Source organism: Calidithermus timidus DSM 17022 (assembly GCF_000373205.1).
Lineage (GTDB): Bacteria > Deinococcota > Deinococci > Deinococcales > Thermaceae > Calidithermus > Calidithermus timidus.
Genome location: NZ_KB890696.1, coordinates 428,223 through 450,936 on the forward strand (window position 1 = coordinate 428,223; position 22,714 = coordinate 450,936).

24 protein-coding genes and 1 tRNA gene are annotated in these 22,714 nt (G+C 66.5%); 9 read left to right on the forward strand and 16 right to left on the reverse strand.

The features are described from left to right. Positions 1 to 6 precede the first annotated feature (6 nt). From B047_RS0108640 to B047_RS0108690, 11 genes are all read right to left on the reverse strand, one after another. The gene (locus tag B047_RS0108640; RefSeq protein ID WP_018466564.1) at positions 7 to 1,179 is read right to left on the reverse strand and encodes a thiolase family protein; all 1,173 of its coding nucleotides are present in this window, start codon (positions 1,177 to 1,179) and stop codon (positions 7 to 9) included. Positions 1,180 to 1,214: 35 nt separating this feature from the next. Then, positions 1,215 to 1,703, reverse strand: coding sequence for a DUF4442 domain-containing protein (locus B047_RS0108645; RefSeq protein WP_018466565.1), 489 nt, complete (start codon positions 1,701 to 1,703; stop codon positions 1,215 to 1,217). Next, the gene (locus B047_RS0108650; RefSeq protein WP_018466566.1) at positions 1,700 to 2,329 is read right to left on the reverse strand and encodes an SGNH/GDSL hydrolase family protein; all 630 of its coding nucleotides are present in this window, start codon (positions 2,327 to 2,329) and stop codon (positions 1,700 to 1,702) included. Before B047_RS0108650 ends, B047_RS0108645 begins: the two co-directional genes overlap by 4 nt. Positions 2,330 to 2,338: 9 nt before the next feature. Then, on the reverse strand, positions 2,339 to 4,633 hold the full coding sequence (locus B047_RS0108655) for a 3-hydroxyacyl-CoA dehydrogenase/enoyl-CoA hydratase family protein (protein WP_018466567.1): 2,295 nt from the start codon (positions 4,631 to 4,633) through the stop codon (positions 2,339 to 2,341). Positions 4,634 to 4,803: 170 nt separating this feature from the next. Then, positions 4,804 to 5,958: a BMP family ABC transporter substrate-binding protein gene (locus tag B047_RS0108660; RefSeq protein WP_018466568.1), complete on the reverse strand. Its 1,155-nt coding sequence runs from the start codon at positions 5,956 to 5,958 to the stop codon at positions 4,804 to 4,806. 87 nt (positions 5,959 to 6,045) lie between these two features. After that, a complete protein-coding gene (locus B047_RS0108665) occupies positions 6,046 to 6,918 on the reverse strand; it encodes an ABC transporter permease (protein WP_018466569.1) in 873 nt (290 codons plus the stop codon). Continuing rightward, positions 6,918 to 7,976: an ABC transporter permease gene (locus B047_RS0108670; protein ID WP_018466570.1), complete on the reverse strand. Its 1,059-nt coding sequence runs from the start codon at positions 7,974 to 7,976 to the stop codon at positions 6,918 to 6,920. Before B047_RS0108670 ends, B047_RS0108665 begins: the two co-directional genes overlap by 1 nt. After that, on the reverse strand, positions 7,973 to 9,499 hold the full coding sequence (locus tag B047_RS0108675; RefSeq protein WP_211209144.1) for an ABC transporter ATP-binding protein: 1,527 nt from the start codon (positions 9,497 to 9,499) through the stop codon (positions 7,973 to 7,975). The genes B047_RS0108670 and B047_RS0108675 overlap by 4 nt, the downstream gene beginning before the upstream one ends. A gap of 129 nt (positions 9,500 to 9,628) precedes the next feature. Continuing rightward, the gene (locus tag B047_RS0108680) at positions 9,629 to 11,119 is read right to left on the reverse strand and encodes a SpoIID/LytB domain-containing protein (protein WP_157205854.1); all 1,491 of its coding nucleotides are present in this window, start codon (positions 11,117 to 11,119) and stop codon (positions 9,629 to 9,631) included. Between the two features lie 2 nt (positions 11,120 to 11,121). Beyond that, positions 11,122 to 11,790, reverse strand: a complete 669-nt coding sequence (gene recO, locus B047_RS0108685) for a DNA repair protein RecO (RefSeq protein WP_018466573.1) — start codon at positions 11,788 to 11,790, stop codon at positions 11,122 to 11,124. 55 nt (positions 11,791 to 11,845) lie between these two features. Continuing rightward, complete coding sequence (locus B047_RS0108690) at positions 11,846 to 12,274, reverse strand: bifunctional nuclease family protein (protein WP_018466574.1); 429 nt, start codon at positions 12,272 to 12,274, stop codon at positions 11,846 to 11,848. A 109-nt stretch (positions 12,275 to 12,383) separates the two neighbouring features. Here B047_RS0108690 and B047_RS0108695 point away from each other — a divergent pair, with 109 nt between their 5' ends. Next, positions 12,384 to 12,923, forward strand: coding sequence for a phosphoribosyltransferase family protein (locus tag B047_RS0108695; RefSeq protein WP_018466575.1), 540 nt, complete (start codon positions 12,384 to 12,386; stop codon positions 12,921 to 12,923). A 26-nt stretch (positions 12,924 to 12,949) separates the two neighbouring features. After that, positions 12,950 to 13,486 (forward strand): type I phosphoribosyltransferase, encoded by a 537-nt coding sequence (locus tag B047_RS0108700; protein WP_026234746.1) that lies wholly within the window; start codon positions 12,950 to 12,952, stop codon positions 13,484 to 13,486. 34 nt (positions 13,487 to 13,520) lie between these two features. Here the strand turns inward: B047_RS0108700 and B047_RS0108705 are convergent, their stop codons facing one another. Then, positions 13,521 to 14,177, reverse strand: coding sequence for a carboxylesterase family protein (locus B047_RS0108705; protein ID WP_018466577.1), 657 nt, complete (start codon positions 14,175 to 14,177; stop codon positions 13,521 to 13,523). Positions 14,178 to 14,276: 99 nt separating this feature from the next. Continuing rightward, complete coding sequence (locus B047_RS0108710) at positions 14,277 to 15,932, reverse strand: acyl-CoA mutase large subunit family protein (RefSeq protein WP_018466578.1); 1,656 nt, start codon at positions 15,930 to 15,932, stop codon at positions 14,277 to 14,279. Between the two features lie 170 nt (positions 15,933 to 16,102). Here B047_RS0108710 and B047_RS0108715 point away from each other — a divergent pair, with 170 nt between their 5' ends. Then, positions 16,103 to 16,681, forward strand: coding sequence for a TQO small subunit DoxD (locus B047_RS0108715; protein ID WP_018466579.1), 579 nt, complete (start codon positions 16,103 to 16,105; stop codon positions 16,679 to 16,681). Positions 16,682 to 16,768: 87 nt separating this feature from the next. Beyond that, complete coding sequence (locus tag B047_RS0108720) at positions 16,769 to 17,536, forward strand: metallophosphoesterase family protein (RefSeq protein ID WP_018466580.1); 768 nt, start codon at positions 16,769 to 16,771, stop codon at positions 17,534 to 17,536. A gap of 7 nt (positions 17,537 to 17,543) precedes the next feature. Here the strand turns inward: B047_RS0108720 and B047_RS0108725 are convergent, their stop codons facing one another. Further along, positions 17,544 to 17,870 (reverse strand): HIT domain-containing protein, encoded by a 327-nt coding sequence (locus B047_RS0108725; protein WP_018466581.1) that lies wholly within the window; start codon positions 17,868 to 17,870, stop codon positions 17,544 to 17,546. 17 nt (positions 17,871 to 17,887) lie between these two features. Between B047_RS0108725 and B047_RS0108730 the strand changes: the two genes are divergently transcribed. Genes B047_RS0108730 through B047_RS0108740 form a run of 3 tightly spaced genes read left to right on the forward strand, consistent with a single transcriptional unit; the run spans position 17,888 to position 18,978 of the window. Then, complete coding sequence (locus B047_RS0108730) at positions 17,888 to 18,253, forward strand: hypothetical protein (RefSeq protein WP_018466582.1); 366 nt, start codon at positions 17,888 to 17,890, stop codon at positions 18,251 to 18,253. A gap of 22 nt (positions 18,254 to 18,275) precedes the next feature. Continuing rightward, positions 18,276 to 18,662, forward strand: coding sequence for a HEPN domain-containing protein (locus B047_RS0108735; protein WP_018466583.1), 387 nt, complete (start codon positions 18,276 to 18,278; stop codon positions 18,660 to 18,662). After that, the gene (locus B047_RS0108740) at positions 18,613 to 18,978 is read left to right on the forward strand and encodes a nucleotidyltransferase domain-containing protein (RefSeq protein WP_026234758.1); all 366 of its coding nucleotides are present in this window, start codon (positions 18,613 to 18,615) and stop codon (positions 18,976 to 18,978) included. The genes B047_RS0108735 and B047_RS0108740 overlap by 50 nt, the downstream gene beginning before the upstream one ends. Here B047_RS0108740 and B047_RS0108745 read toward each other — a convergent pair. Beyond that, the gene (locus B047_RS0108745; protein WP_018466585.1) at positions 18,975 to 20,282 is read right to left on the reverse strand and encodes a MiaB/RimO family radical SAM methylthiotransferase; all 1,308 of its coding nucleotides are present in this window, start codon (positions 20,280 to 20,282) and stop codon (positions 18,975 to 18,977) included. The two genes, B047_RS0108740 and B047_RS0108745, sit on opposite strands and share 4 nt — an antisense overlap. A 91-nt stretch (positions 20,283 to 20,373) precedes the next feature. Between B047_RS0108745 and B047_RS0108750 the strand changes: the two genes are divergently transcribed. Next, positions 20,374 to 21,288, forward strand: coding sequence for a threonine/serine dehydratase family protein (locus B047_RS0108750; protein WP_018466586.1), 915 nt, complete (start codon positions 20,374 to 20,376; stop codon positions 21,286 to 21,288). Between the two features lie 27 nt (positions 21,289 to 21,315). Here the strand turns inward: B047_RS0108750 and B047_RS0108755 are convergent, their stop codons facing one another. Further along, entirely contained in the window at positions 21,316 to 22,485 is a 1,170-nt protein-coding gene (locus B047_RS0108755; RefSeq protein WP_018466587.1) for a M28 family metallopeptidase, read from the reverse strand. Between the two features lie 115 nt (positions 22,486 to 22,600). Here B047_RS0108755 and B047_RS0108760 point away from each other — a divergent pair. After that, positions 22,601 to 22,677: transfer RNA gene (locus B047_RS0108760), tRNA-Pro, on the forward strand. Positions 22,678 to 22,714: the final 37 nt, after the last annotated feature.

Genomic DNA, 22,714 nt, shown 5'->3' on the forward strand with positions numbered 1-22,714 from the left:
CTGGTATTACAAGCTCGAGTAGACCTCGAACACCCCCGCCGCCCCCATCCCACCGCCGATGCACATCGTCACCAGGCCCAGCCCGCCCCCGCGCCGCCCGAGCTCGTGGATGAGCTGGGTGGTGAGCTTGGCTCCCGTAGCCCCCAGCGGATGGCCCAGCGCGATGGCCCCGCCGTTGACGTTGACGATCTCGGGGTTGAAGCACAGCTCGCGCATCACCGCCAGCACCTGTGCGGCGAAAGCCTCGTTGAACTCGATGAGCTTGATGTCCTCGAGCTGGATGCCGGCCTTGGCCAGCGCCTTGGGCACGGCCTTGATGGGTCCCACGCCCATGATGTCGGGCTCCACACCCCCGGTAGCGAAGCTTACGAAGCGGGCCAGGGGTTTGAGGCCCAGTTCATCGGCCTTCTCGCGGCTCATTAAAAGCACCGCCGCGGCCCCGTCGGAGTAGGGCGAGGCGTTGCCTGCGGTCACGGTGCCGCCCTCCTTGAAGGCGGGCTTGAGCTTGGCCAGGCGCTCGAGGCTGGTATCCGCGCGCGGGATCTCGTCCTTGGCGAAGTAGGTCTCTTCCACCTGCTTCTTGGCTCCCTTCCAGCTCACCTTCTTCACCGCCACCGGCACGATTTCTTGGTCAAACTTGCCCTCGGCCTGCGCCCTGAGGGCTTTCTGGTGCGAACCATAAGCCCAGGCGTCCTGGTCCTCGCGGCTCACGCCCCAGCGTTCGGCCACCCGCTCGGCGGTGAAGCCCATGCCGATGTAGGCCTCGGTTAGCTCGGGGTGGAGCTGGGTGTGGTAGCCCGACATGGGCACCTGGCTCATCATCTCCACCCCCCCAGCCAGCACCACCTCGTTCATGCCCGAGAGGATGGCCTGCGCCCCGTAGGCGATGCTCTGCAGGCCCGAGGAGCAGAAGCGGTTGATGGTAGCACCGGTGACCTCGACCGGAAACCCCGCCCGCAGCAAGGCGAGGCGGGCGATGTTGAGGCCCTGGCTGGCCTCGGGCATGGCACAGCCCCACTGCACGTCCTCAACGACCTCCGGGCGCACCCCGGCTTTTTCGATGGCCGCTCGCATCACGGTGGCCGAGAGGTCGATGGGGTGAACGCTGGCGAGCGATCCGTCGCTCTTGCCGCGCCCTACGGCGCTGCGGACTGCACTGACGATCACGGCTTCTTTCATCTTGGCTCCTTTGTACTCGGTTTAGTCTTTTCCGACTATGACGCAAAACCCTTCCTGCGGATGTAGAGGGTTTTTTCGAAGGAGGCGTGGACTACGCCGTCCTTATCCACCAGATCCACCGGGTAGACCCGGTCCACGGATGGGTTTTGCGCGGTGAGGACGCGGATGGTCCCCAACTCCTCATCCGTGAGCACGAAGCGGGCGTAGAGCGTGGTCTTGCCCGGCTTGCGGAAGCGGATGGTGGCCGCCTTGTCCCACACGATGTAATCGGGCCCCAGCAGCTGGATGAGCATGAGCATGTAGATGGGGTCGATGGCGCCGTACATGCTCCCGCCGAAGATGGTGCCCACGTAGTTGCGCGTGCGCCAGTTGAGCGGCAGCGCCACGTGAACCTCCTTCCAGTCGGGGGCGATGTAGGTCACCCGCCCACCCGTGCCCCGGTAGGCCGGGAACAGGTTGAAGCCCCAGCGCCAAAGGCGGGTGCGCCAGGACTCGGCCTTGGCCTTAGGGAAAGCCGTGGTCATCTCCCCTCCCCCTGCGCTGCCAGCACCCGCACCGCGATGCCGTGCCGCTCGAGCACCGGCGCCACCTGGTGGGCGATCTCGAGATACCCCTTGGCGTTGGGGTGCACCCCATCCTCACTCCACAGGACTGGCTCGTGCTCCAGCGGGTGCTCCCAAAAGTCGAAGAGAAGCGCGCCGTGCCGTCGGGCCAGCAGCCGAATGAGCTCATTAGCGGCCTCGAGGTTGCGCTTCACGCGCTCGCACACGCCGCCCGGGAGCTCGAGGCGCAGCGTGAAGTTGGGCAAGGTGGCGGTGAAGAGCCGCGCCCCCACGCTCTGGAAGGCCCCCAGCATCAAGTTGAGCTCGGCCCGTAAGCGCTCGGCGCTGAAAGGTCCCCTCAAACAGTCGTTGGCCCCGACGACGATGCTGACGAAGTCGGGCTCCAGGCTGAGCCCGCGCTGGAGCTGCTGGCTGCGGACTTCGGCGGCGCGCAGCCCCCGGCTGGCGAGGTTGGTGTAGCGCAAGCCGGGGTTGGCCGCCTGCATCCACTGGGCCAGCCAGTCGTGGGAGGAGCGCAAGGGGATGCCCTCCACCGGATCGCCCACTCCTTCGGTGAAGCTGTCGCCGAGGGCCACGAAGTGCCGCATAATCCCAACTCAGTTGCGCAGCGGCTTGCCGGTCTTGAGCGTGTGCGCGATGCGCTCTTGGGTCTTGCGGGTGCCCAAGAGCTTGAGGAAAGCCTCGCGCTCGAGGTCGAGGATGTCCTGCTCGCTCACCTCGCGGGCCGGGCCATCCCCGCCGCACAGCACGTAGGCCAGCTCGGCGCCGATGCGGGCGTCGTGCTCGGAGGCCTGACCGGCCTCCTGGAACTGCCACAGCGCGTAACGCAGGTTGCCGATGCCCTCGGCGCCCAGGGCCCGGACCTTCACGGGTGGGGGGGGCACGTAGTCGGGGGCGAGGTCGAGCACACGCTGCTTGGCGTCGGCGATGAGGCGGTCGCGGTTCATGCTGATGCGGTCCTGGCCTCGCAGGAAGCCCATGTTGCGGGCCTCGAGGGCGCTGGTGGAGGTCTGGGCCAGGGCGATCATCTGGAAAGCCCGCTTCACGCCCTGGAAAAGGTCGGCTTCAGGGCCATAGGCGGCGAGCTCGCTGGTGAAGCGGAAGAGCATCTCCTTGGTGCCGCCGCCCGCCGGGATCAGGCCCACGCCCACCTCGACCAACCCCATGTACAGCTCGGCGTGGGCCTGGATGAGGTCGGAGTGCAGGCTGAACTCGGCCCCACCCCCCAGCGTCAGGCCGAAGGGGGCCGACACCACCGGGAAGGGCGAGCGGCGCAGGCGCATGGCGGTCTGCTGGAACTGGTGGGTGGCGAGGGCCATGGCATCCCAGTCGCCCTCCTGCGCGGCCATCAGCACCAACGCGAGGTTGGCCCCGGCGGAGTAGGTGCGGGGGTCTTCGTGGGAGAGCACCAAGCCGTGGTAGCCGTGGGCCTCCACCCAGTCCAGCGCCTTGTGCAGGTCGCGGATGACCCCCTCGCCCAGCGTGCCCATCTTGGCGCGGTTCTCGAAGAGGGCCACGCCGTCGCCCAGGTCGAGCAGGGTGGTCTCCTTGCCCTCCAAAAGCACCTTCCCCGCCGCCCTCACCTCGGAGAGCTTGATCACGCCCTCCTGCTTGGGCACGGGGTAGTAGTGGCCGTCGAAGCCCAGGTAGGACCCGTTCTTGTAGAAGCTGCCCTGGGCCTTCTTCAGCAGTTCGGGCTCAGAGAGACCGTGCTCGCGGAAGAGCTCGCGCACGGTCGCCAAACCCACCGCGTCCATGTTCTTGAACGGGCCCTCACTCCAGCCGAAGCCCCACTCGAGCGCGTGGTCTACCGCCACGATGTCGTAGGCGATCTTCTCGGCGGTCTGAAGGGTGTAGTGTGCGGTCACGGCGAAGAGCTTGCGCATGAACTGGCCGTGCTTGCCCGGCAGCTTGAGCAGCCCGCGCAGTTTGTCGTGCAGCGGCGCGTCCTTGAGCGCGCCGAGCTCGGGAGTGCGCAGCTTCTGCTGCGGGACGTACTCACCGGTGGCATAGTCGAGGGTGAGGATGTCCTTGCCCACCTTCTTGTAGAACCCGGCCCCGCTCTTCTCGCCCAGCGCTCCCCTCTCGATGAGCCCGTTCACCCACTCGGGCAGGGCGAAGTCCTCGCCGGTGTTGTGGGCGAGCTCGGTGGAGACGAGCTTGAGCACGTCGAGACCGGTGAGGTCGGCGGTGCGGAAGGTGGCCGAGTTGGGGCGGCCCAGGAGGGGTCCGGTGAGGGAGTCCACCTCGTCGATGCTCAGGCCGAACTCCTGCATGATGCGGATGGCCTGGATCATGCCCATCACGCCCAGGCGGTTGGCGACGAAGCCCGGCGCGTCCTTGGCGACGACGATGCCCTTGCCCAAGACGCGCTCGCCGAAGCGGGTGATGGCCTCGAGCACCTGGGGGTCGGTGTCGGGGGTGGGGATGAGCTCCAAAAGGTGCAAGTAGCGGGGGGGGTTGAAGAAGTGCGTGCCCAGGAAGCGCTTGCGGAAGCCCTCGCCGCGGCCCTCGAGCAGGATGCTCATGGGGATGCTCGAGGTGTTGGTGGTGATGATGGCCTTAGGTGCGGCGGCCTCGAGCCGGGCGTAGAGCTCGCGCTTGGGCTCGACCTTTTCGATGATGGCCTCCACGATCCAGTCGCAGTCGGCCAGCAGCTTGAGGTCGTCCTCGGTATTGCCGAGCTGGATCAAGTCGGCCCGGGCCTTATCCATGAAGGCGGCCGGGCGGGCCTTGAGCTGCCGCTCGAGGCCCTTCTTGGCGAACTCGAGGCGGTCTTCCTTGCCGGGGATGTCGAGCAGCACCACCGGCACACCCGCCGAAGCGGCCAGCGCTGCGATGCCCGCGCCCATGGTACCTGCACCTACCACACCGACTTTCTTGATACGCATTTGACCTCCATCGGCACCACCACGGTGGTGCATATTTTTAGACTAGGTCAAAGTTTATCGTCAAGGGGGTGGGTTTGTCCACAGCCCCCGACTGGAAGGGCCCGATGATGACGCTGAGCGCATAAATCGAGAGGGGCGGCCTCGAGGCCGCCCCTCACAGATGTGCCGACTTACTGCTTGGGTTCGTCGGCGACCTGACCCACCACGCCGGGGGCCATCCACTGCATGCTGTTGAGCTCGGCAACGGTCATGGTCTTGCCCGCTGGAACCCGCAGCACGCCGTAGCGGTCTCTGATGGGACCGGTGAAGGGATCGAAGGTGGGTTTGGGGCTCGACATGTTCTTCAACAGCTCCATCACCCGGTCGTACACCGAGACCTGCTTGCCGTTGACGGTCATCTTGGCGGCCTTGAGCGCGGGCACAAACTTGGGGTTGATGGGCATACCGGTCTGGGCGCCCAGCTCGACCGCGCCCTCGCGCAGTAGCCACCAGTAATCCACGTCCTGCAGGTTCTTGTTGGTATAGGTGCCGTTTTGCACCTTCTTGAGGAAGTCGATGTAGATCTTCTCCCAGTGCACGATCTGGCCCGAAACCACGTAGTCAGGGGCGTATTTGTACATGGAGTTGTAGTGGGAGAAGCTGGGAATCTTCTTCCTGGCGGCGGTCTGCACCACGGTGGCGGTGTCCTCGGTGAAGGCCAGGATGTCGTTGCCCTCGGCGATGAGGGCTTCGGCGGCCTCGCGGGCCTTGGCCGGGTCGAACCAGGCGTTGATCCACTTGACGTTGACGGTGGCCCTGGGGTTCACCGCCCGCACGCCCAGCGCAAAGGCCGAGATGTGGCGCTTGAGCTCGGGGATGGGGAAAGCGCCCACGTAACCCACTTTGCCGCTCTTGGTAAGGGCTCCGGCCATCAGGCCGTTGAGGTAGTAGACCTGGTAGAAGTCGGCCATGTAGGTGGCCATGTTGGGGGCGCGCTTGAAGCCCGAGGCGTGGGCGAAGATCACGTCGGGGTACTTCTTGGCGGCCTCGAGGGTCTGGTCCATGAAGCCGAAGCTGGTCGTGAAGATCACGTTGCAGCCATCGGAGACCAGGCGGTCGATGACCGGCATAGCCTGCCCCTCCGGCACCGACTCGACGTACCTGGTCTCGAGCCCCGGGATGGCCTTCTCGGCGGCCAAGCGGGCCTCGTTGTGGGCGAAGGTCCAGCCCACGTCCCCGATGGGACCGACGTAGACGAAGCAGGCTTTGAGCTTCTTCTCCTGGGCGGTGGTGGTTCCCAGCCCCAGGAGCAGGGCAACCAGCGCGAGCAGCCAGCGCGTTCTCATAACCCTATCTCCCTCCTCGCTCGCGGCCTAAGGACCTCGAGGCCGCTTGCTGAGGCGAATATACACTTTGGAAGAGGCTCATCACCACTACCTCTCCCCTCGCTGATAAGGCCGTCCCAGCGCCTCCGGCGCAGCACCCTGCACCCGGCGCAGCCCCGCCAGGGCCAGCACGACGATGACCAGCAGGTAGGGCATGGCCGCGAAGAACTCGGTGGGGATACCGCTCTGACCTTGTAGGCGGAACTGGAGGTAGTACAGCAGGCCAAAGAAGACGGCCCCGCCAATGGCCCGCAAGGGGCTCCAACCCACGAAGATCACCAGCGCCACCGCGATCCAACCCAGGCCCACGGTCATGCCATCGGTCCAGGAGGGGCGGTAGGCTAAGGAGAGGAAGGCCCCGGCCAATCCGGCCATCGCACCCCCGAAGGCCACCGCCAGGTAGCGCACGCGCAGCACATCGATCCCCAGAGCGTCGGCGGCCCCTGGGTTCTCTCCCACCGAACGCACCACCAGGCCCAATCGGGTGTAGGCCAGCCCGAAGGCCAGCACCAGCGCCAGCAACACCGCACCCAGGGTGAAAGGCCACTCGGGAGCCTGGTTAAACAAGGGAAAGCCCTCGAAGCGTTTGCCCAAGAGCCCCGCCACGCCCAGCCCGATCATGCTGAGGGCCAGGCCGGAGACGAACTGGTTGGCCCGCAGGGTAATCGAGGCGAAAGCGTGCAGCAGTGAGAGCAAGGTTCCCGCCAACGCCGCGGCCACAACCGCGAGGTAGAGGTTGCCCTCCCCCGCTCCGCTGCCGTAGGCCACGGCGAAAGCGGCCAGGGCTCCTACGGCCATCATCCCCTCCACCCCCAGGTTGACCACCCCAGCCCGCTCGTTGATGATGGCCCCCAGACTGGCCAGCAGCAACGGGGTTCCAAAGGAAAGCGCCCGACTGAGGGCATTCCAGATCTCCTCCATCAACGCCCCCTCCACTGCACGCGGTTGCGCACGAAGATTTCCGAAGCGATCAGGCACAAGAGCATCACCCCGCTGAACACGTCGATGACCCGGAAGGGCATGTTCAGGCTGATCTTGAGCAGGTCGCCCCCGGCCAGGATCAAGCCCATCAGAGGAGCGGTGACCAGCACCAACGCCGGGTTGCCCCTGGCCAGCCAGGCCACGATCACCGCCGTGAAGCCATAGCCCAGCGAGATCTGGGCGGGCTCGAGCAGCCGGTGGTGAATCCCGGCCACCTCCCCCACCCCGGCCAGACCCGCCAATCCACCGGTAATGAGGGCCATGATCAGCACCACCTTGGAGATGGAAATCCCGGCGTAGCGGGCCGCACCGGGGTTCTCCCCCACCACCCGCAGCTCGTAGCCCAGCGTGGTGCGCGTGAGCAAGACCTGCAAGGCCAGCGCCAGGGCGATTCCCAGCACGAGCGTGGGCCAGTGCACCAGCGTGCCGGGGAGGGTAGGCAGTTGCTCATAGGGTGCGAACTCGTCGGAGTAGAGGAAGCCCCGCACGTGCTGGCCCTTCCAGGGGCCGTTGATCAGGTAGATGAGGATGTACTGGGCTACGTAGTTGAGCATCAGGGTGCTGAGGATCTCGTTGACGGCGAGCCTCGAGCGCAGCCAGGCCGCCAGCAGCGCCCAGGCCCCGCCCAGCAGCAAGCCCGCCACAAACATCGCCGGCAGGCTCAGGGCGGGCGGCAGCGGCAAGAACAAAGCCACCCCACCGCCGGCGATGGCTCCCATGAGGATCTGGCCCTCGGCTCCGATGTTGAAGAACTGAGCGCGAAAGGCCAGCGTCAGGCCCGCGCCCACCAACAGGAGCGGGATGGTGCGGCGCAGCACTTCCGAGAGGCCCTTCCAATCGGTGAGGGTGCCCCGGAGCATGGTGCCGTAGGCCTCGAGGGGGCTCAGGCCATAGGCGGCGAACACCCCCCCTGCGATGAGCAAGGCCACCGCGATGGCTCCCAACGAGACCCAAAGAACGCGCAGGCGGGGGGGGTTGGGATCGGGGATCAGCCTCATCGCTCACCTCCCAGGCCGGCCTGGGGAAGGGCGGTCGGGGGCTGTGAGCCGGTCATCAGCAGACCGATCTGCTCGCGGCTGAGGCTGCCGATCTCGAAGGGCCCTCGCAGTTGCCCCTGGTAGAGCACCGCCACCTGATCGGCCAGGGCCAGGATCTCGTCGAGGTCTTCGGAGACCAGCAGCACCCCGGCCCCCTGGTAGGTCTTCTCGAGCAGGATCTGGTGCACCTGCTCGGTGGCCCCTACGTCGAGCCCGTAGGTGGGGTGCACCGCCAGGATCAGCCGGGCCGAAGCGGCCAATTCACGAGCCAGGATCACCTTCTGGATGTTGCCACCCGAGAGCAGGCGGGTGGGGGTGGAGGGGCTGGGGGTGGCGATGGCGTACTGCTGCACCTGGGCCCTGGCCCGCCGGGCATACGCGGCGAGGTCGCGCAGGAAGCCCTTAGCCAGCGGGGGCTTCCCGTACTCGCGCAGGGCCAAGTTCTCCTCTACCGACATCGGCGGGACCGTGCCCATGCCGATGCGGTCTTCGGGGATGTGGGCCACCCCCATCTCGAAGAGCCGGGCGGGATCGGCGACCAGGGGCCGCCCCTGGAGGCTGAGCGAGCCGGCTTCGGGCTTGCGCAACCCGGCCAGCACCTCCACCAGCTCGCTCTGGCCATTGCCCGCTACCCCCGCCACGCCCAGAATTTCGCCCTCCCGCAAGCTGAAGCTCACGTCACGCAGCGCAAGGAGGCCCCGGCTCGAGCGCGCCTGCAAACCCCGTACCTCGAGCAGCACCCCTCCCAGCCTGGGCTCGACCCGCTTGCGATCGAAGCTCACGCTGCGCCCCACCATCAGCTCGGCCAGACGGCCTTTGGAAGCCTCGGCCACCGGCAGTTCCCCCACCACCCTGCCGCGCCGCAGCACGCTCACGCGGTCGGCGATGGCGAGCACCTCGTCGAGCTTGTGGCTGATGAAGATCAGGGATTTGCCCGCCGAGCGCAGCTCGCGCATCACCTGGAACAGGGCTTCGGCCTCGTGGGGGGTCAGCACGCTGGTAGGCTCGTCGAGGATCAGCACCCGCGCCCCCCGCAACAGCGCCCGCAGGATCTCGATGCGCTGCTTTTCGCCGGGCGAGAGCTGGTGCACGCGGGCGCGGGGGTCGACCTCGAGGCCGTAGCTGCGGGCGAGCTGCTCGATGAGGGGCCCTATGCGCTGGGCCGGGAACCAAAAACGCCCCACCCCCAGGGCCAGGTTCTCGGCTACGGTGTGCCGTCCTACCAGCAGGGGGTGCTGGGGCACCAAGCCGATGCCCAGCCGCAGTGCATGAGCCGGTGAAGCGATGTGCACGGGTCGACCGTCGATGCGAATCTCGCCCTCGTCGGGGCGGTAGAGCCCGTAGAGGATGCTGACCAGGGTGGACTTCCCCGCCCCGTTCTCGCCCAGCAAGGCCAACACCTCGCCCTCCTTGAGCTCGAGGTCTACCCTGTCGTTGGCAACGACCCCCGGAAAGCGCTTGGTAATGCCGGACAGTTGGAGGATGATTTGCGCCACAGCTTTTCCCTCTCGTGGTGCATCTTACCTGAAGGTCGATGGTCGGTAGCGGGGCGGGCCCCCGTGCCTGCCCCTACGTCTGGTGCTTGCGTCTTGTCCCTTGACCCCGCCGAGGGCTCATTTATCCTCCAGCACGCTTAGGGAAGTGCCGGGATAGAAGTGCTCGAGGATTTCCCGGTAACTCTTGCCCGCTCTGGCCAGGCCGCTGGCGCCGTACTGGCTCATGCCGACCCCGTGCCCATAGCCCCCACCCCAGAACGTCAGGCGCAGCAATTCGCCGGCAGCACGCTCTTCCTCCCAGGCAAAGGCCGCACTGGGCAAGGCCGGGAAGTTGGGGCTCGAGAGGCCGTTGAAGCGCTCGAGCAAAATATCTGCTCCACCGGTATAACGCCGGTCAGGTCGGATCAGCCTGCGGATGTTGGACTCGCGCCCCACCCAGTAGCGCCCCCTGCTGGTGCTGATCTCCAGCTCGGTGATGTAGCCGCCAGAGGTACGCCTCAAGACCTTGAGGCCCTTGAGGGTGCCCAGCTCGAACCCGGGATGCTCAGGGGCGTAGCGTCCTTCGATGGTGCGCACGAACTGGGGCGAGGTGCGCCGTAGGGCGGGGAGGGTTTTGGAGAGGATGGCCTCGAGGTCCTCCCGGCTCAGGCTCAAGCGCCAGCGAAACAGCGAGGATTCACCGTCGTAGAAGCCCTCGGGGCTCCAGTTTTTGAAGAACTTCAGGGCCTGGGCTTCGCTGGTGATGTTCACGGTGAGTGGGTTGGTCTGGGTTCTGGCCCTGAGGTAGGCCACCCGCTCGCGGTCGGGCCAGACCTCCTCGATGCTGGCGGTGGAGCCGGGCGAGGTGGAGAAATAATAGGCCTGGATGGCTTCGCCGCGGTAGGTCAGGACCTGCCCCAGGGTTTGTGCTACGGCCTGGTCGGTGAGGGGTTGAGGGGGTTGGGCATTGTAGAGCTGTTCGCTTGTGCTGTCGTCGAGATCGGCCCCGAAGGACTTCCAGTAGTTGCGCTCGGGGGGCGCACTCATGCGGCCATAGGCGTAGGTGCGGGCCGCCACGGCCTGGGCCTTGAGGGCCTCGAGGGGGAAGGTGGGGGGCATCTCGCTGGGCAACACCCGGCGCAGGTATTCCTGGATGTCGAGCTGGTTGACAACCACCAACCGACCCTCCCGCAGGCTCAGGTGGAGGCTGCCGGGATATTCGGGAAAGAAGCCGGGGCGGTTTTTGGCCCCGATCAGGAAGCGGGTGCCGGGCTGGGCCTCGGGGCTCGGTGAGGCCTTTGCAAAGGCACCGAGGTCGTAGCTGCGGCCCAGTACGCTGGCCCGAATCTGCCCATCCTCCACCGTGAAGCGGATGGGGCCGTCTCCCAAGCTGCTGAAGACCGGCCTCAGATTCTGGGGGCTGGCTCCACCCCATACCTGAGCGCGCTCGTAGAGGGGGATGACCTCGAGGCTGTCGAAGAGGTAGAGGCCAGGCCCCGACGACAGCAGCACCCGGATACCCTGCCCGCTCAGGGGAGAGGGCGAGGGCGGAGTCTCGGCCTGCCGCAGGAAAGACAGCGCCGACAAGACCGCGCAAGCGAACAGCGCACTCAGGTACATCCGGCTCATCTTCACCTTAGCAGTACCGCCGAGCCGAGCTCACCCACGGTATAGCGGGTGTGGGCCAGCAGGGCCTGCATCAGGCGGTCAAGCGGGGCTTCCTGCAGGGCGTCGATGGCTTCGCTGCCGGGAAGGCGCAGCACGGCGGCCAAGGCCTCGAGCCCCTCTAGGCCCAGATAGACCCCACCCCGGGTGCTCAGCTCGCCGTCGAGAAGGTTGGTACCCTCCCCGCTCAGGTTGGGAGCCAACCCCGCCGCCTTGAGGATGCGCCAGCTCCCCCAGATGGCGACCAGGCGGGGGTTGGGGTGCTTGGCCACGCCCCTGAGCGCCGAGACCAGCAGAGGCCACACCCGGCCCGCCACCTCGGGAGAGGCCACCCGGAAGGCCAATTCGGCCAGGAAAGCGGCGAAGGGGAAGCGTTGGGGGTGCTCGAGGCCCTCCAGCCGCCCCACCAGCTCGGCCTGGGTGAGGGTGGGAAGGTCGGAGCCGGGCTTCTGGTAGACCTGAAAGCGCAGGTGGTGAAACAACGACAAGCGCCCGCTGCGCCCCGAAGGGCGCATGGCCTTGCGGGCTACGGCCTGGCTGGCCCCCTCCGGTCCCACGAAGGAGAGGATCACGTCACCCCCAGGCATGGCCTTGCGGCCTACGACCAAGGCCTCGAGGGTGTGGTAGCGCTCCACTTCCCCATGCTACCAATGTCGATAGGAAAAAGAGGGCAGGCTCCCGTGCCCGCCCCTACGCCTGCGCCGTGCTGCCGCCAGGCATTTTGAACTCGTCCACACCGGCCTGCTTGAGCACCTCCTCGGCGATGAGGATCTCGGCTCCCGTGCGCAAGGCCAGGGCCAGGCTGTCGGAGGGGCGGGCATCGACGTCGTACTCTATCCCCCGCTGCTCGAGGATCAAGCGGGCGTAGAACGTACCCTCCTTGAGTTCGACGATCTCGACGCGGTGTAGCTTGACGCCGAGCAGGTCCAGCACCGAGGCGAATAGGTCGGGCAGCAGGGGCCGCGGGGGCTTCTCCTCGGAAAAAGCCGCGAGGATGTGCTGGGCCTCGAGGTGGCCGATCACAATGGGCAGAATGGGGCCATTCTCAGCCCTGAGCAACACGATCACGCTGCCGGAGTTGGGTTCCAAGCCCAGATTTTCCACTTTGGCCGGTACCATCGCTACCCTCCTGAGAATTCGTAGCTCAGTATAGGCGTTGATGCTTGTTGCCGGGTGTGCGGCTTTGAGGATGCTGCCCCAAACTCCGCGCTTACGATAAACTTTGGGGGTGAAAACTTACCCAGTCACCATCGCAGGGGTCAAGCGCGAGTTGCCGGTCGTGCAGGTGGGACCGGGGGTGGCAGTGGCCCTGCTCAACCTGCTGGGCGATACGGAGCTCGTCGAAGCGGCGGCCCAGGCCCTGGCCGAGAAATTGCCCGCCGAAGTAGAAACCCTCATCACCCCTGAAGTCAAGGCAGTCCCTCTGGCCCACGCGCTTTCCCGTCTCACCGGTAAGCCTTATGTCGTAGCCCGCAAGACCGAAAAACCCTACATGATCAACCCCGTGACCCGCACGGTGATCTCCATCACCACGGGTAAGCCCCAGCTCCTGGTGCTCGACGGCACCGATGTGCCCCTGGTCAAGGGCAAGAAAGTCGCCATCGTAGACGACGTGGTCTCCACCGGCAGCACCCTCAAGGGCCTGCGCGAGCTGATCGAGGATGTGGGCGGCCAGATGAGCGCGGTGCTGGCGGTTTTCACCGAGGGAACCCCTCGCGATGACGTGGTGGCGCTGGGGCACCTGCCCCTCTTCGAGCCGGAACGATAAACTAGAAGTCGAGGTCAACAATGAGCATGGATACCTACCCCATCACGGTGGGCCGTGTCACCCGGCACGTGCCCCTGGTCGAAACCCTCCCTGGCGTAAAGATCCCCCTGATCGAGCTGATGGGCGACGTCGAGCTGGTCAACGCAGCAGCGGAAGCCCTGCTCAAGCACCTGCCCCCCGAAACCGACTACCTGCTGACCATGGAGACCTCGCCCATCGTGCTGGCCCACGCCATGAGCGAGATGTCGGGCAAGCCCTATGTGGTCGTGCGCCGTCGCCGTCGCCCCTACATGCAAGACCCCATCATCCAGGAAGTGCAGTCGCTCACCCTGGGCGTCAGCGAGACCCTGTGGCTCGACAGCCGCATGGCCGAAAAGCTCATGGGCCAGAACGTGAGCCTGGTGGTGGACGTGGTCTCCTCGGGTGGAACGATCATGGCGCTCGAGAAGGTCGCCATTCGCGCCGGAGCCAAGGTCGTCGCCCGCCTGGCGGCCTTCCACCAGGGCACCAACAAGCTGCCCGTCACCTTCTTGTCGGAAATTCCCATCCTGCAGACGGCCTGAACGCCGCAGCGGAGGCAGGGTGCGCCCGCCTTGTTCAGCGCTTCCTGCGTTGGGCGAAGAGCCAGCGGGGGAGTTCTTCGTTGGCATAGGCCCTGTCCCAGACGGCGTGGCCCACCCCATCGTACTCGGTGAAGCGGTGGGCTTTGTTGCCGCTTTTCCTCAAGGCCAGCTCGAGCACCCGGCTGAACTCCACGGGCACCACCTCGTCGTCGGTGCCGTGGAAATTCCACACCGGCATGTGCCGTAAGCTGAACAGGACGCGGAAGGGATCGGCGGCTGCGCACATGGGGGCGATGGCGGCGAAGCGGTCGGGGTAGAGGCAGGCCAAGTTCCAAGCGCCGTGGCCGCCCAGGGAGAGCCCGGTGAGGTAGAGGCGGTCGGGATCGGTGCTGAACTCCCGCTCCAGCCGCCCGATCAGCCGGTAGACCGACTCGAGCACCACCCCCTCCCAACGCAGCCCCTCGGGGCACTGCGGCATGGCCACAATACCCGGCCAGCGCTCGGGGTGCTGCTTTAGATGCTTCGGAAGCCCCACGGTAGCCTGCTTCCTGCCGTCACAGCCTCGCTCACCCGAGCCGTGCAAGAAGACCACCAGTGGCCAGCCCTCCTTGGGCGGGGCGCCGTCGGGGAGGTACAGCGCGTAGGGTAGGGTGTCGAAGGCGGCCTTGCGGTAGCGGAAACGCACGCTCATGGCCCTCAGTCTAGGGCCTTGTCCAAGCCCGCCAGCGCCACCGTGGCCTTCGACAGCAGCTTTTGCGTGTGCAACTCCGACTCGACGACGACCAGGCTCTCAGACCAGCACCGGCTCCTCGTAGACCCCGTACACCGCCCGCAGCTCGTCCATCATCTCGCCCAGGGTGCAGTAGGCCAGGGCGCACTCGACGAAGTGGGGCATGGTGTTGCGGCCTTCTCTGGCTGCGCGGCGCAGGCCCTCGAGGGCCGCCTGCACGGCGGCGGGGTCGCGCTCGCGGCGCACCTGGGCCAGCCGGGCGTTCTGCACCTTCTCCACCTCGGGGTCGATGAGCTGGATGGGCACCTGCAAGCCCTCGTCCTGGAAGGCGTTCACACCCACGATGATGCGCTCACCGCGCTCGACCTCTTGCTGGAAGCGGTAGGAGGCATCGGCGATCTCGCGCAAGAAATAGCCCTCCTCGATGGCGCGCACCACCCCGCCCATGCGCCGGATCTCCTCGATGATCTGCATGGCCTGGCGCTCCATCTCGTCGGTGAGCCACTCGACGTAGTAGCTGCCGGCCAAGGGGTCGGCGGTGTGGGTCACACCGCTTTCGTAGGCGATGATCTGCTGGGTGCGCAAGGCGATCTTGGCCGACTCCTCGGTAGGCAAGGCCAAGGCCTCGTCGTAGGCGTCGGTGTGCAGGGAGTTGGTGCCCCCCAACACCGCGGCCAGGGCCTGGATGGCCACGCGGGCGATGTTGTTGAGGGGCTGCTGCGCGGTAAGCGAAACGCCGGCGGTCTGGGCGTGGGTGCGCAGCATCCAGCTAGCCGGGTTCTTGGCCTTGTAGCGCTCGCGCATCTGTTTGGCCCAGATACGCCTGGCGGCGCGGAACTTGCACACTTCCTCGAAGAAGTCGTTGTGGGCGTTGAAGAAGAAGGAGATGCGCGGGGCGAACTCGTCGATGTCGAGGCCGCGCTCGAGCGCAGCCTCCACGTACTCGAAGCCGTCGGCCAAGGTGTAGGCCAGCTCCTGCACGGCGGTGGAACCCGCCTCACGGATGTGGTAGCCCGAGACCGAGATGAAGTTCCACTTCGGCACGTTGCGGGGGCCCCACTCGAAGGTATCGATGACCAACTTGACGCTGGGCTCGGGCGGGAAGATGAACTCCTTCTGGGCGATGAACTCCTTGAGAATGTCGTTCTGGATGGTGCCACCCAGCCGCTCCCAACGGTAGCCCTTCTTCTTGGCCGCCGCCAGGTACATCGCCCAGATGGCGTTGGCAGGCGAGTTGATGGTCATGGAGGTGGTGACCTCTTCCAGGTTGATGCCCTCGAAGAGGATCTCCATATCGGCCAGGCTGGACACGGCCACCCCGCACTTGCCCACCTCGCCCTTGGAGAGGGGGTGGTCGGAGTCGTAGCCCATGAGGGTGGGCAGGTCGAAGGCAGTGGAGAGGCCCGTCTGGCCCGCTGCCAAAAGCTTCTTGAAGCGCTCGTTGGTCTGCTCGGCGGTGCCGAAGCCCGCGAACATGCGCATGGTCCACAGGCGGCTTCGGTACATCGAGCCGTAGACCCCACGGGTGTAGGGGTACTCGCCGGGGTGGCCCAGCTTCTCGTCGTAGTTGAAGCCCTTCAGGTCCTCGGGGGTGTAGAGCGGCTCCGGGGCGATGTCCGAGAGGGTCCTGTGCGCCACCGGGCGCTCGGGCATTTTCTCCACGGACTTCTGGTAGGTTTCCCGCATCCAGGCGTGCTTGGGACGGGTTGGGGTCATGGCAAGATTATATAACGTTTTTGAGTCTGTAGCTCATCAAAGCGTCAGGCGATTAAAGACAGCGTTTTTCTCGGGCGTAAAGGGACAAAAGTTTGGGTACAAACTCCCCTACTGCCGCTATGCCCTTTCCCGTACTTTAAATCTCGAAGGACGACGGAACGGAGGTAGATATGGCAGCGGTAAGGATCGGCACCAACGTCCAGATACCCGAGCCCAGCCTCACGCGCTTTCTCTTCGCGGATGCCAGGCTCTCGCCCATCTGGCTGATCTTGCGGGTTTACCTGGGCTGGCAGTGGCTCGAGGCGGGTTGGGGCAAGCTCACCAACCCGGCTGGGGTTTGGATCGGGGATAAAGCGGGAACGGCGGTGGGCGGCTTCCTCGAGCGGGCGTTGAGCAAGACCACCGGCGAGCACCCCGACGTGACGGGCTGGTACGCCTGGTTCATCCAGAACGTGGCCCTGCCCAACAAGGTGCTCTTCAGCTACCTGGTGACCTACGGGGAAATCCTGGTCGGACTGGCGCTGATCGTCGGCTTCCTCACCGGCTTTGCGGCCTTTTTTGCCGGCCTGATGAACGCGGCCTTCCTGCTCGCAGGCACCGTCAGCGCCAACCCCTGGATGTTCATCGTCGCCACCTGGCTCGTCCTCGCCTGGCGCACCGCGGGCTACTTGGGCCTCGACTACTTCGTCCTGCCCCGGCTGGGCGTGGTCTTCAGGAGAAGGAGCGAAGCAGGAGCACAGAGCTCATAGGCCTTCGTCCCTGCTGACCCCACGGCAAGACCGTGGGGTTTTCGTGTGGTTACGACGGTTCTTCCAAAACCCAGTAGGCTAAGCCCAATGCTTCTGCGAACGCTGATCCTGCTGTTGTTGCTGTTGGGGTCGTGGGTATGCGCCCAGCGCCTCGCCGTGATCGGGGACTGGGGGGCGGCCAGCCCTCACCGGCCCAAGGTAGCCCAGGCCATGCGCGAAACCCACGAGCAGCGCCCCTTCGACGGCCTGCTCACGCTGGGGGACAACTTTTACCCCAGGGGCGAGCCCGTGCAAGCTTTCCTCGACGAGTTGCCCAGAGTGCGCATCTACCCAGCCTTCGGCAACCACGACGTTCCGGCACTGGGGGCGCAGCTCAAGCTCTTCGGCGTAGAGCGGCCCTACTACAGCTTCCGGCTGGGGGCGCTCGAGGTCTTCGTGGTCTACTCCGAAGGGTTCGACCCGGCGCAACGAAGCTGGCTCGAGGCCGCCCTCAGGGCCTCGAGGGCCCCCTGGAAGGTGCTGGCGCTGCACCGACCGCTGTACAGCTCGGGTTTGCATGGGGGCAGCCGCAGCTTGCGCAGCGCGCTCGAGCCCCTGCTGCTACGCTACGGCGTTCGCCTGGTGCTGGCCGGACACGACCACGACTACGAGCGCCTCGAGGCCAGAGGCATCACCCACGTGGTCTGCGGGGGCGGAGGGGCCTACTTGCGCGGCTTCCTCAAGGCAGTACCCCAAAGCCAGGTGCGTGCAGTGGCAGCCCACTTCGGGGTACTCGAGGCCTCCGACGAGCGGCTGACCTTCACGGCAGTCGCGCCGGAGAAGGAGGTGCTCGACACTTTCACGCTCAAGCGGTGAAGCGCATTTAAGCGTCCGACCGCAAGTGCACGTGCATGTGAAACACTTCCTGCCCCCCCTTCTCGCCCACGTGGATGCGCACGAAGTAGCCCTCGAGGCCCATCTGGCGGGCGATGCGGTTGGCCGTCAGCAGCAGCTTGCCCAGTTTGCGCGCACCCTCCTCGGTGTCGGGGTAGTCGGCCAGGGTGGGGATATATTCCTTGGGACAGACCAGGATGTGCACCTTCGAGCGGGGGCGGATATCCTCGAAGGCGATGAACTCCTCGTCCTCGTAGACGATGCTGGCGGGGATTTCACGGCGGATGATCTTGCCGAAGACGGTGGGGTTGTCCATGCGCAATACTTTAAGCCATGACCGCTCGAGCCCTCTGGACGGGCATCCTCCTCATCCTCGTGAGCACCATCGCCATAGTGGCTTCCAAGCCCACCCCCACCGCCTTCATCCCCGGCACCCTGGGCCTCTTGATCGCCCTGCTGGGCATCGTGGGCGACAAGACCCCCACCCTGCGACGCCCAGCCATGAACGCCGCGCTGGGCCTGGCGACGCTGGGCATCCTGGGCTCACTGCGCGGCGTCCCCGACTTCCTCACCCTGCTGGGCGGGGGCAGCGTCGGGCACCCGGTAGCGACCATGGCCCAGTTCGCCACCCTCTTCATCTGCCTGGGCTTCGTGGTGCGCGGCGCGCAGGCTTTCCTCGAGGCGCGGCGAAAGCCCTAAGCATCGAGGGTACACTTAGACCATGAACCGCGCCCCAGACTGGCTGGAGCAGGCCGAGAAGGATCTGGCCCTCGCGGAAATCGCCCGCAACGCCACCCGACATGAGTGGGCCTGCTTCGCGGCTCAGCAGGCGGCGGAGAAAGCAGTGAAGGCCCTGCACCTCTCCCACGGCCAGGAAGCCTGGGGGCATCTGGTGGCGCGACTCCTGCGCGAACTTCCCCTGTCTGCACCTCAAGAGCTCGTGGAAAAGGCCCGGACACTGGATGCCCTCTACATTCCAACCCGCTACCCCGATGCCTTTCCCGAAGGCTCCCCAAGCGAGCACTACGGTCCCATGCAAAGCGAGGAGGCGATTCGCTATGCCCGTGAGATCCTTGCGTTCGTCCGTGATCACATGGCCCAGCCGTGAAGCGGTGGAGCAGGGCTTGCGGGAGTGGGTACAGCGGCTCGAGCTCCCCGGCCTCCTGGCAGCCGGCTACTTCGGCTCCTATGCTCGTGGCGATCAGGGGCCCGGAAGCGACTTGGACATCATCCTCATCGTCCAGGAGGCTTCTTTGCCCCCCTGGCAGAGGCCCCGTCTCCTGCCCCTGGAGGAGTTGCCTGTGCCGGCTGAAGCCTTGGTCTACACCCAGGCCGAGTGGCGGAAGCTGCCTCGAGCCAGCCCCCGCTTCGCTCGAACCCTGGCCCTCGAAGCCCGCTGGCTCATCGGCCCGCCTATGCCCTAGGCCATCGGCAAGAGCACGCGCTGCGGCTCTTCCTTCACCGCCTCCACCGGCCCGATGAGGGTGTAGCCCTCGAGACGCTCGACCCGCACCCACACGGTCTGGCCCTGTTTGGAGGCGGGACCGTCGGCCAGGACCTCGTAGTAGTCGGGGGTGTGGCCCACCCACTGCCCCCCTCGGCGGGACTCGAGCAACACCTCCACGCGGCTGCCGAGCTTGGGGGCGATGCGCTGGGCGGCGAGTTGTTGGGCCAGGGCGATGATCTCGTGGGTGCGCCTTTTGCGAATTTCGATGGGCACCTGGGGCAGGGAGGCGGCGCGGGTCTTGGGGCGGGGGGTGTAGGTGAAGGCGTGAACGCGGCTGGGGCGCAACTCGCGCAGGAACTCGAGCGTCTGCTGGTGTTCCTCTTCGCTCTCGGTGGGCAACCCCGCGATCACGTCGGTGGTGAGGGCGAAGCCGGGGATCAGCTCGTAGGCCCGCATGACCAGCTCGCGGTAGTAGTCCTTGTCGTAGCGGCGGCCCATCAGCTTGAGCAGGCGCTGGGAGCCGGTTTGCAGGCTCAGGTGCAGGTGAGGTCGCACCTGCGGGGCATAGCGGGCGATGGTGCGCAGCAGGCTCTCATCGGTGTCCTCGGGCTCGATAGAGCTCAGGCGCACCTTGGCCCCCATCAGGGCCAGCTCCTCCACCAGGCCCGCCACCCCGCGCGGATGGCCCTTGTAGGAGCCCAATCGCACACCCGTCAGCACGATCTCCTGTACCCCGGCCTCGAGCAGCCTCTTCGCCTCGCTCAGCGCATCGCGGCTGTCACGGTGGCGCTCACGCCCGCGCAGCCGGGGGATGATGCAGTAGGCACAGCCCGCGTTGCAGCCGTCTTGCACCTTGACGAAGGCCCGCACCCAGTTGTTGAGCAAGCCGCGCTCCCCGGCTCCCCAGAACTCGTTGGGCGGGGTGGTGAGGGGGTCGGCAGGCAGGCCGAAGTGCTCGAGGATCACCCTGGGCAGCTCGGCTTTGCGGGCGTTGGGCACCACGGCGTCGGCGCCCAGCTCGGCCAGTTGGGCGGGGACCAGCTCGGCGTAGCAACCGGTGACCACGATGAAGGCCTGGGGGTTGGCCCGCCGCGCCCGGCGCACCTCCTTGCGGGCATCGGCCTCGGCGCTGGTGGTCACGGCACAGGTGTTGATCACCACCAAGTCGGCCCCCTCCTCCAGCCGCACCACCTGGGGCTCGAGCGCCCGCAGCAGCCCCACCAAGGCATCGGACTCAACCTGATTGACCTTGCAACCCAAGGTGCGCACCGCCAGCCGCATAGCTGAACCATTGTCGAGGGTCGGGGGGCGGGGGTCAAGGGTCGGGGAATGTCGACAGCCTCCGACCCCCGCCCCACGTACAATGACCCTCGTGATCACGCTCGAGGACATCCAGGCCGCCGCCCGCCGCATCGCCCCTTACGTTCACCGCACGCCAGTGCTCACCAGCCACAACCTGGACCGGATGTTCGGCAAGGAGCTTTTCTTCAAGGCCGAGCACCTGCAAAAGACCGGCAGTTTCAAGGCTCGAGGCGCGGTCAACGCCGCCTTACAGCTGCAAAAGCCCAAGGGCATCATCGCCGTGTCCTCGGGCAACCACGCCCAGGGCGCAGCCTACGCGGCCCGGGTGATCGGGGTCCCCGCGCTGGTGGTCATGCCCCAAGACGCCTCCGAAACCAAGAAGGCCGCCACCCGCGCCTACGGGGCGGAGGTCTTCGACGAGGGCGTGACGGTGGAGAACCGCGAGGAGATCGTGCGGCAGAAGGCCGCCGAGCTGGGCTACGCCCTGATCCATCCCTTCGACGACCACGCGGTGATGGCCGGACAGGGCACCCAGGCGCTGGAGTTGCTCGAGCAGGTCGAGGGGCTCGAGGCCGTGCTGGTAGCGGTGGGGGGCGGCGGCCTGATCTCGGGCATCGCCACCGTGGTCAAGCAGCTGCGGCCCGAGTGCGAGGTGATCGGGGTCGAGCCCGAGAACGCCAACGACGCCCAGCAGAGCCTCCGCTTGGGTCGGCGCGTCAAGCTGGAGCAAGCCCCCCAAACTGTGGCCGACGGCGTACGTACGCTGATGGTCGGCGAGCGCACCTTTGCGGTGATGCAAAAGCACGTCGACCGCATCCTCACCGTGCCCGACGAGGTGACGCTCGAGGCCCAGCGCCTGATGATGAGCCGCCTCAAGCAGGTGGTCGAGCCCACCGCCGGACTGGCCCTCGGCCCCGTCTTGATGTCTTACGAGCTGCCCAAGCGGATAGCCGTGATCGTCTGCGGGGGCAACTGGATGCCGTAGGGCGAGCCAGATCACCCCTCGCGGCGTTTAGCGCTTTGCATTCGACTTGAGGATGCGCTCCAGGGCCAAGCGCACCACGCCCGCCGTCTCGGCCATGAGCTGGGGGTCGGCCATGGTGTCGGTGGGTTGGTGGTAGTTGGGGTCTATTCCCCAGTGGAAGAACAGCACCGGCACCCCAGCCTGGGCGAAGGGCACGTGGTCGCTGCCCCCTGAGCTGCCGATGTCGTTGAACTGCGCCCCGCTCTGCTCGAGCAAGCGCAACAGGGCCGGATCTCCCCCGATCCCTAGCATCTGGCTCGCCCTCACCCCCACCATGTCCAGGTTGATCATGGCCCTGAGGCCCCGCACCCACTCGGGATAGGCCTGCACGAAGTTGCGCGAGCCCCATAGCCCGTCCTCTTCCCCGTCGAACCACACGAACCACACGTCCTTCGCCCAGCCCTCCGCCAGCAGGGTTCGCGCGAGCTCGAGCACCGTCACCGTGCCCGAGGCGTTATCGTTGGCCCCTGGCGCCCCCGTCACCGAGTCGTAGTGACCGCCCACGATCACAGCCGGAGCCTGGCTGTCGGCTCGGCGGGCGATGACGTTGCGGGAGTGGGCCTGCTCGAGCACAGCCCCCACCACCAGCCGCGCCTGTTCCCCACTGCGGGCAAACAACCCCTCCCCCTCCCGCCCGGCGACCGTGACCCCTGGGATTGGCCCCGTGGTCCCATACGTACCCCGCACCCCACCCGGCTCGTTGTTGACCACCACGATCGCCAGCGCGCCCCTGGCCGCCGCCTGGCGGGCTTTCTCGAGGAAGGGAATTCCCCCGCGCCGCACCACCACGATCTTGCCCTGCACGTCCAGCTTGTCATAGTCGCCCGCTGCGCCAATTCCCGGCACCGCCTGCAATCTCGCCTCGAAGATCCCACCCGGGCTGCCCGAAAGCGCAAAGGCCTCGAGGCGGCTCTCCCCCAGGCTCAGACTGCTGCCGGTGTCGCGGCTGCGGGTGTAGCTAAAGGGCTGGAACTCTGCCACGTAGCCTGCGACCCTGGCCTGCTGCGCGAGGTACTCGGCGGCCTGGGCCGCCGCAGGGCTCCCCGCCACCCTGGGCCCAATCCCCACCAGGTAGTCCAGGTCGGCCTTCGCCCGCTCCGGGGCGAAGGAAAGCGCGCTAAAGCTAAGGAGCAGGGCAAGCCACAGGCTGCGTTTCATGGGCACAGTGTGGCAGCAAGGCCCCCAATCAACCATCGGCCAGATCACCGAGGCTTTACCCGCACAAAAGCGCGTGCTATCTTTGGGTTCGGGTCCCGCATGACCCGAGGTGCGCCGGGGCGTAGCGCAGTCTGGTAGCGCACCTGCTTTGGGAGCAGGGGGTCGCTGGTTCGAATCCAGTCGCCCCGACCACAAACACCGCGGAGTCGGGCGGGCCTTGTCATTCCGG

Coding starts and splice junctions, on each gene's coding strand:
- B047_RS0108640 (WP_018466564.1), bottom strand. CDS start 1,179: ATGAAAGAAGCCGTGATCGTCAGTGCAGTCCGCAGCGCCGTAGGGCGC.
- B047_RS0108645 (WP_018466565.1), bottom strand. CDS start 1,703: ATGACCACGGCTTTCCCTAAGGCCAAGGCCGAGTCCTGGCGCACCCGC.
- B047_RS0108650 (WP_018466566.1), bottom strand. CDS start 2,329: ATGCGGCACTTCGTGGCCCTCGGCGACAGCTTCACCGAAGGAGTGGGC.
- B047_RS0108655 (WP_018466567.1), bottom strand. CDS start 4,633: ATGCGTATCAAGAAAGTCGGTGTGGTAGGTGCAGGTACCATGGGCGCG.
- B047_RS0108660 (WP_018466568.1), bottom strand. CDS start 5,958: ATGAGAACGCGCTGGCTGCTCGCGCTGGTTGCCCTGCTCCTGGGGCTG.
- B047_RS0108665 (WP_018466569.1), bottom strand. CDS start 6,918: ATGGAGGAGATCTGGAATGCCCTCAGTCGGGCGCTTTCCTTTGGAACC.
- B047_RS0108670 (WP_018466570.1), bottom strand. CDS start 7,976: ATGAGGCTGATCCCCGATCCCAACCCCCCCCGCCTGCGCGTTCTTTGG.
- B047_RS0108680 (WP_157205854.1), bottom strand. CDS start 11,119: ATGAGCCGGATGTACCTGAGTGCGCTGTTCGCTTGCGCGGTCTTGTCG.
- B047_RS0108690 (WP_018466574.1), bottom strand. CDS start 12,274: ATGGTACCGGCCAAAGTGGAAAATCTGGGCTTGGAACCCAACTCCGGC.
- B047_RS0108700 (WP_026234746.1), top strand. CDS start 12,950: ATGGATACCTACCCCATCACGGTGGGCCGTGTCACCCGGCACGTGCCC.
- B047_RS0108705 (WP_018466577.1), bottom strand. CDS start 14,177: ATGAGCGTGCGTTTCCGCTACCGCAAGGCCGCCTTCGACACCCTACCC.
- B047_RS0108710 (WP_018466578.1), bottom strand. CDS start 15,932: ATGACCCCAACCCGTCCCAAGCACGCCTGGATGCGGGAAACCTACCAG.
- B047_RS0108715 (WP_018466579.1), top strand. CDS start 16,103: ATGGCAGCGGTAAGGATCGGCACCAACGTCCAGATACCCGAGCCCAGC.
- B047_RS0108720 (WP_018466580.1), top strand. CDS start 16,769: ATGCTTCTGCGAACGCTGATCCTGCTGTTGTTGCTGTTGGGGTCGTGG.
- B047_RS0108725 (WP_018466581.1), bottom strand. CDS start 17,870: ATGGACAACCCCACCGTCTTCGGCAAGATCATCCGCCGTGAAATCCCC.
- B047_RS0108730 (WP_018466582.1), top strand. CDS start 17,888: ATGACCGCTCGAGCCCTCTGGACGGGCATCCTCCTCATCCTCGTGAGC.
- B047_RS0108735 (WP_018466583.1), top strand. CDS start 18,276: ATGAACCGCGCCCCAGACTGGCTGGAGCAGGCCGAGAAGGATCTGGCC.
- B047_RS0108740 (WP_026234758.1), top strand. CDS start 18,613: ATGCCCGTGAGATCCTTGCGTTCGTCCGTGATCACATGGCCCAGCCGT.
- B047_RS0108745 (WP_018466585.1), bottom strand. CDS start 20,282: ATGCGGCTGGCGGTGCGCACCTTGGGTTGCAAGGTCAATCAGGTTGAG.
- B047_RS0108755 (WP_018466587.1), bottom strand. CDS start 22,485: ATGAAACGCAGCCTGTGGCTTGCCCTGCTCCTTAGCTTTAGCGCGCTT.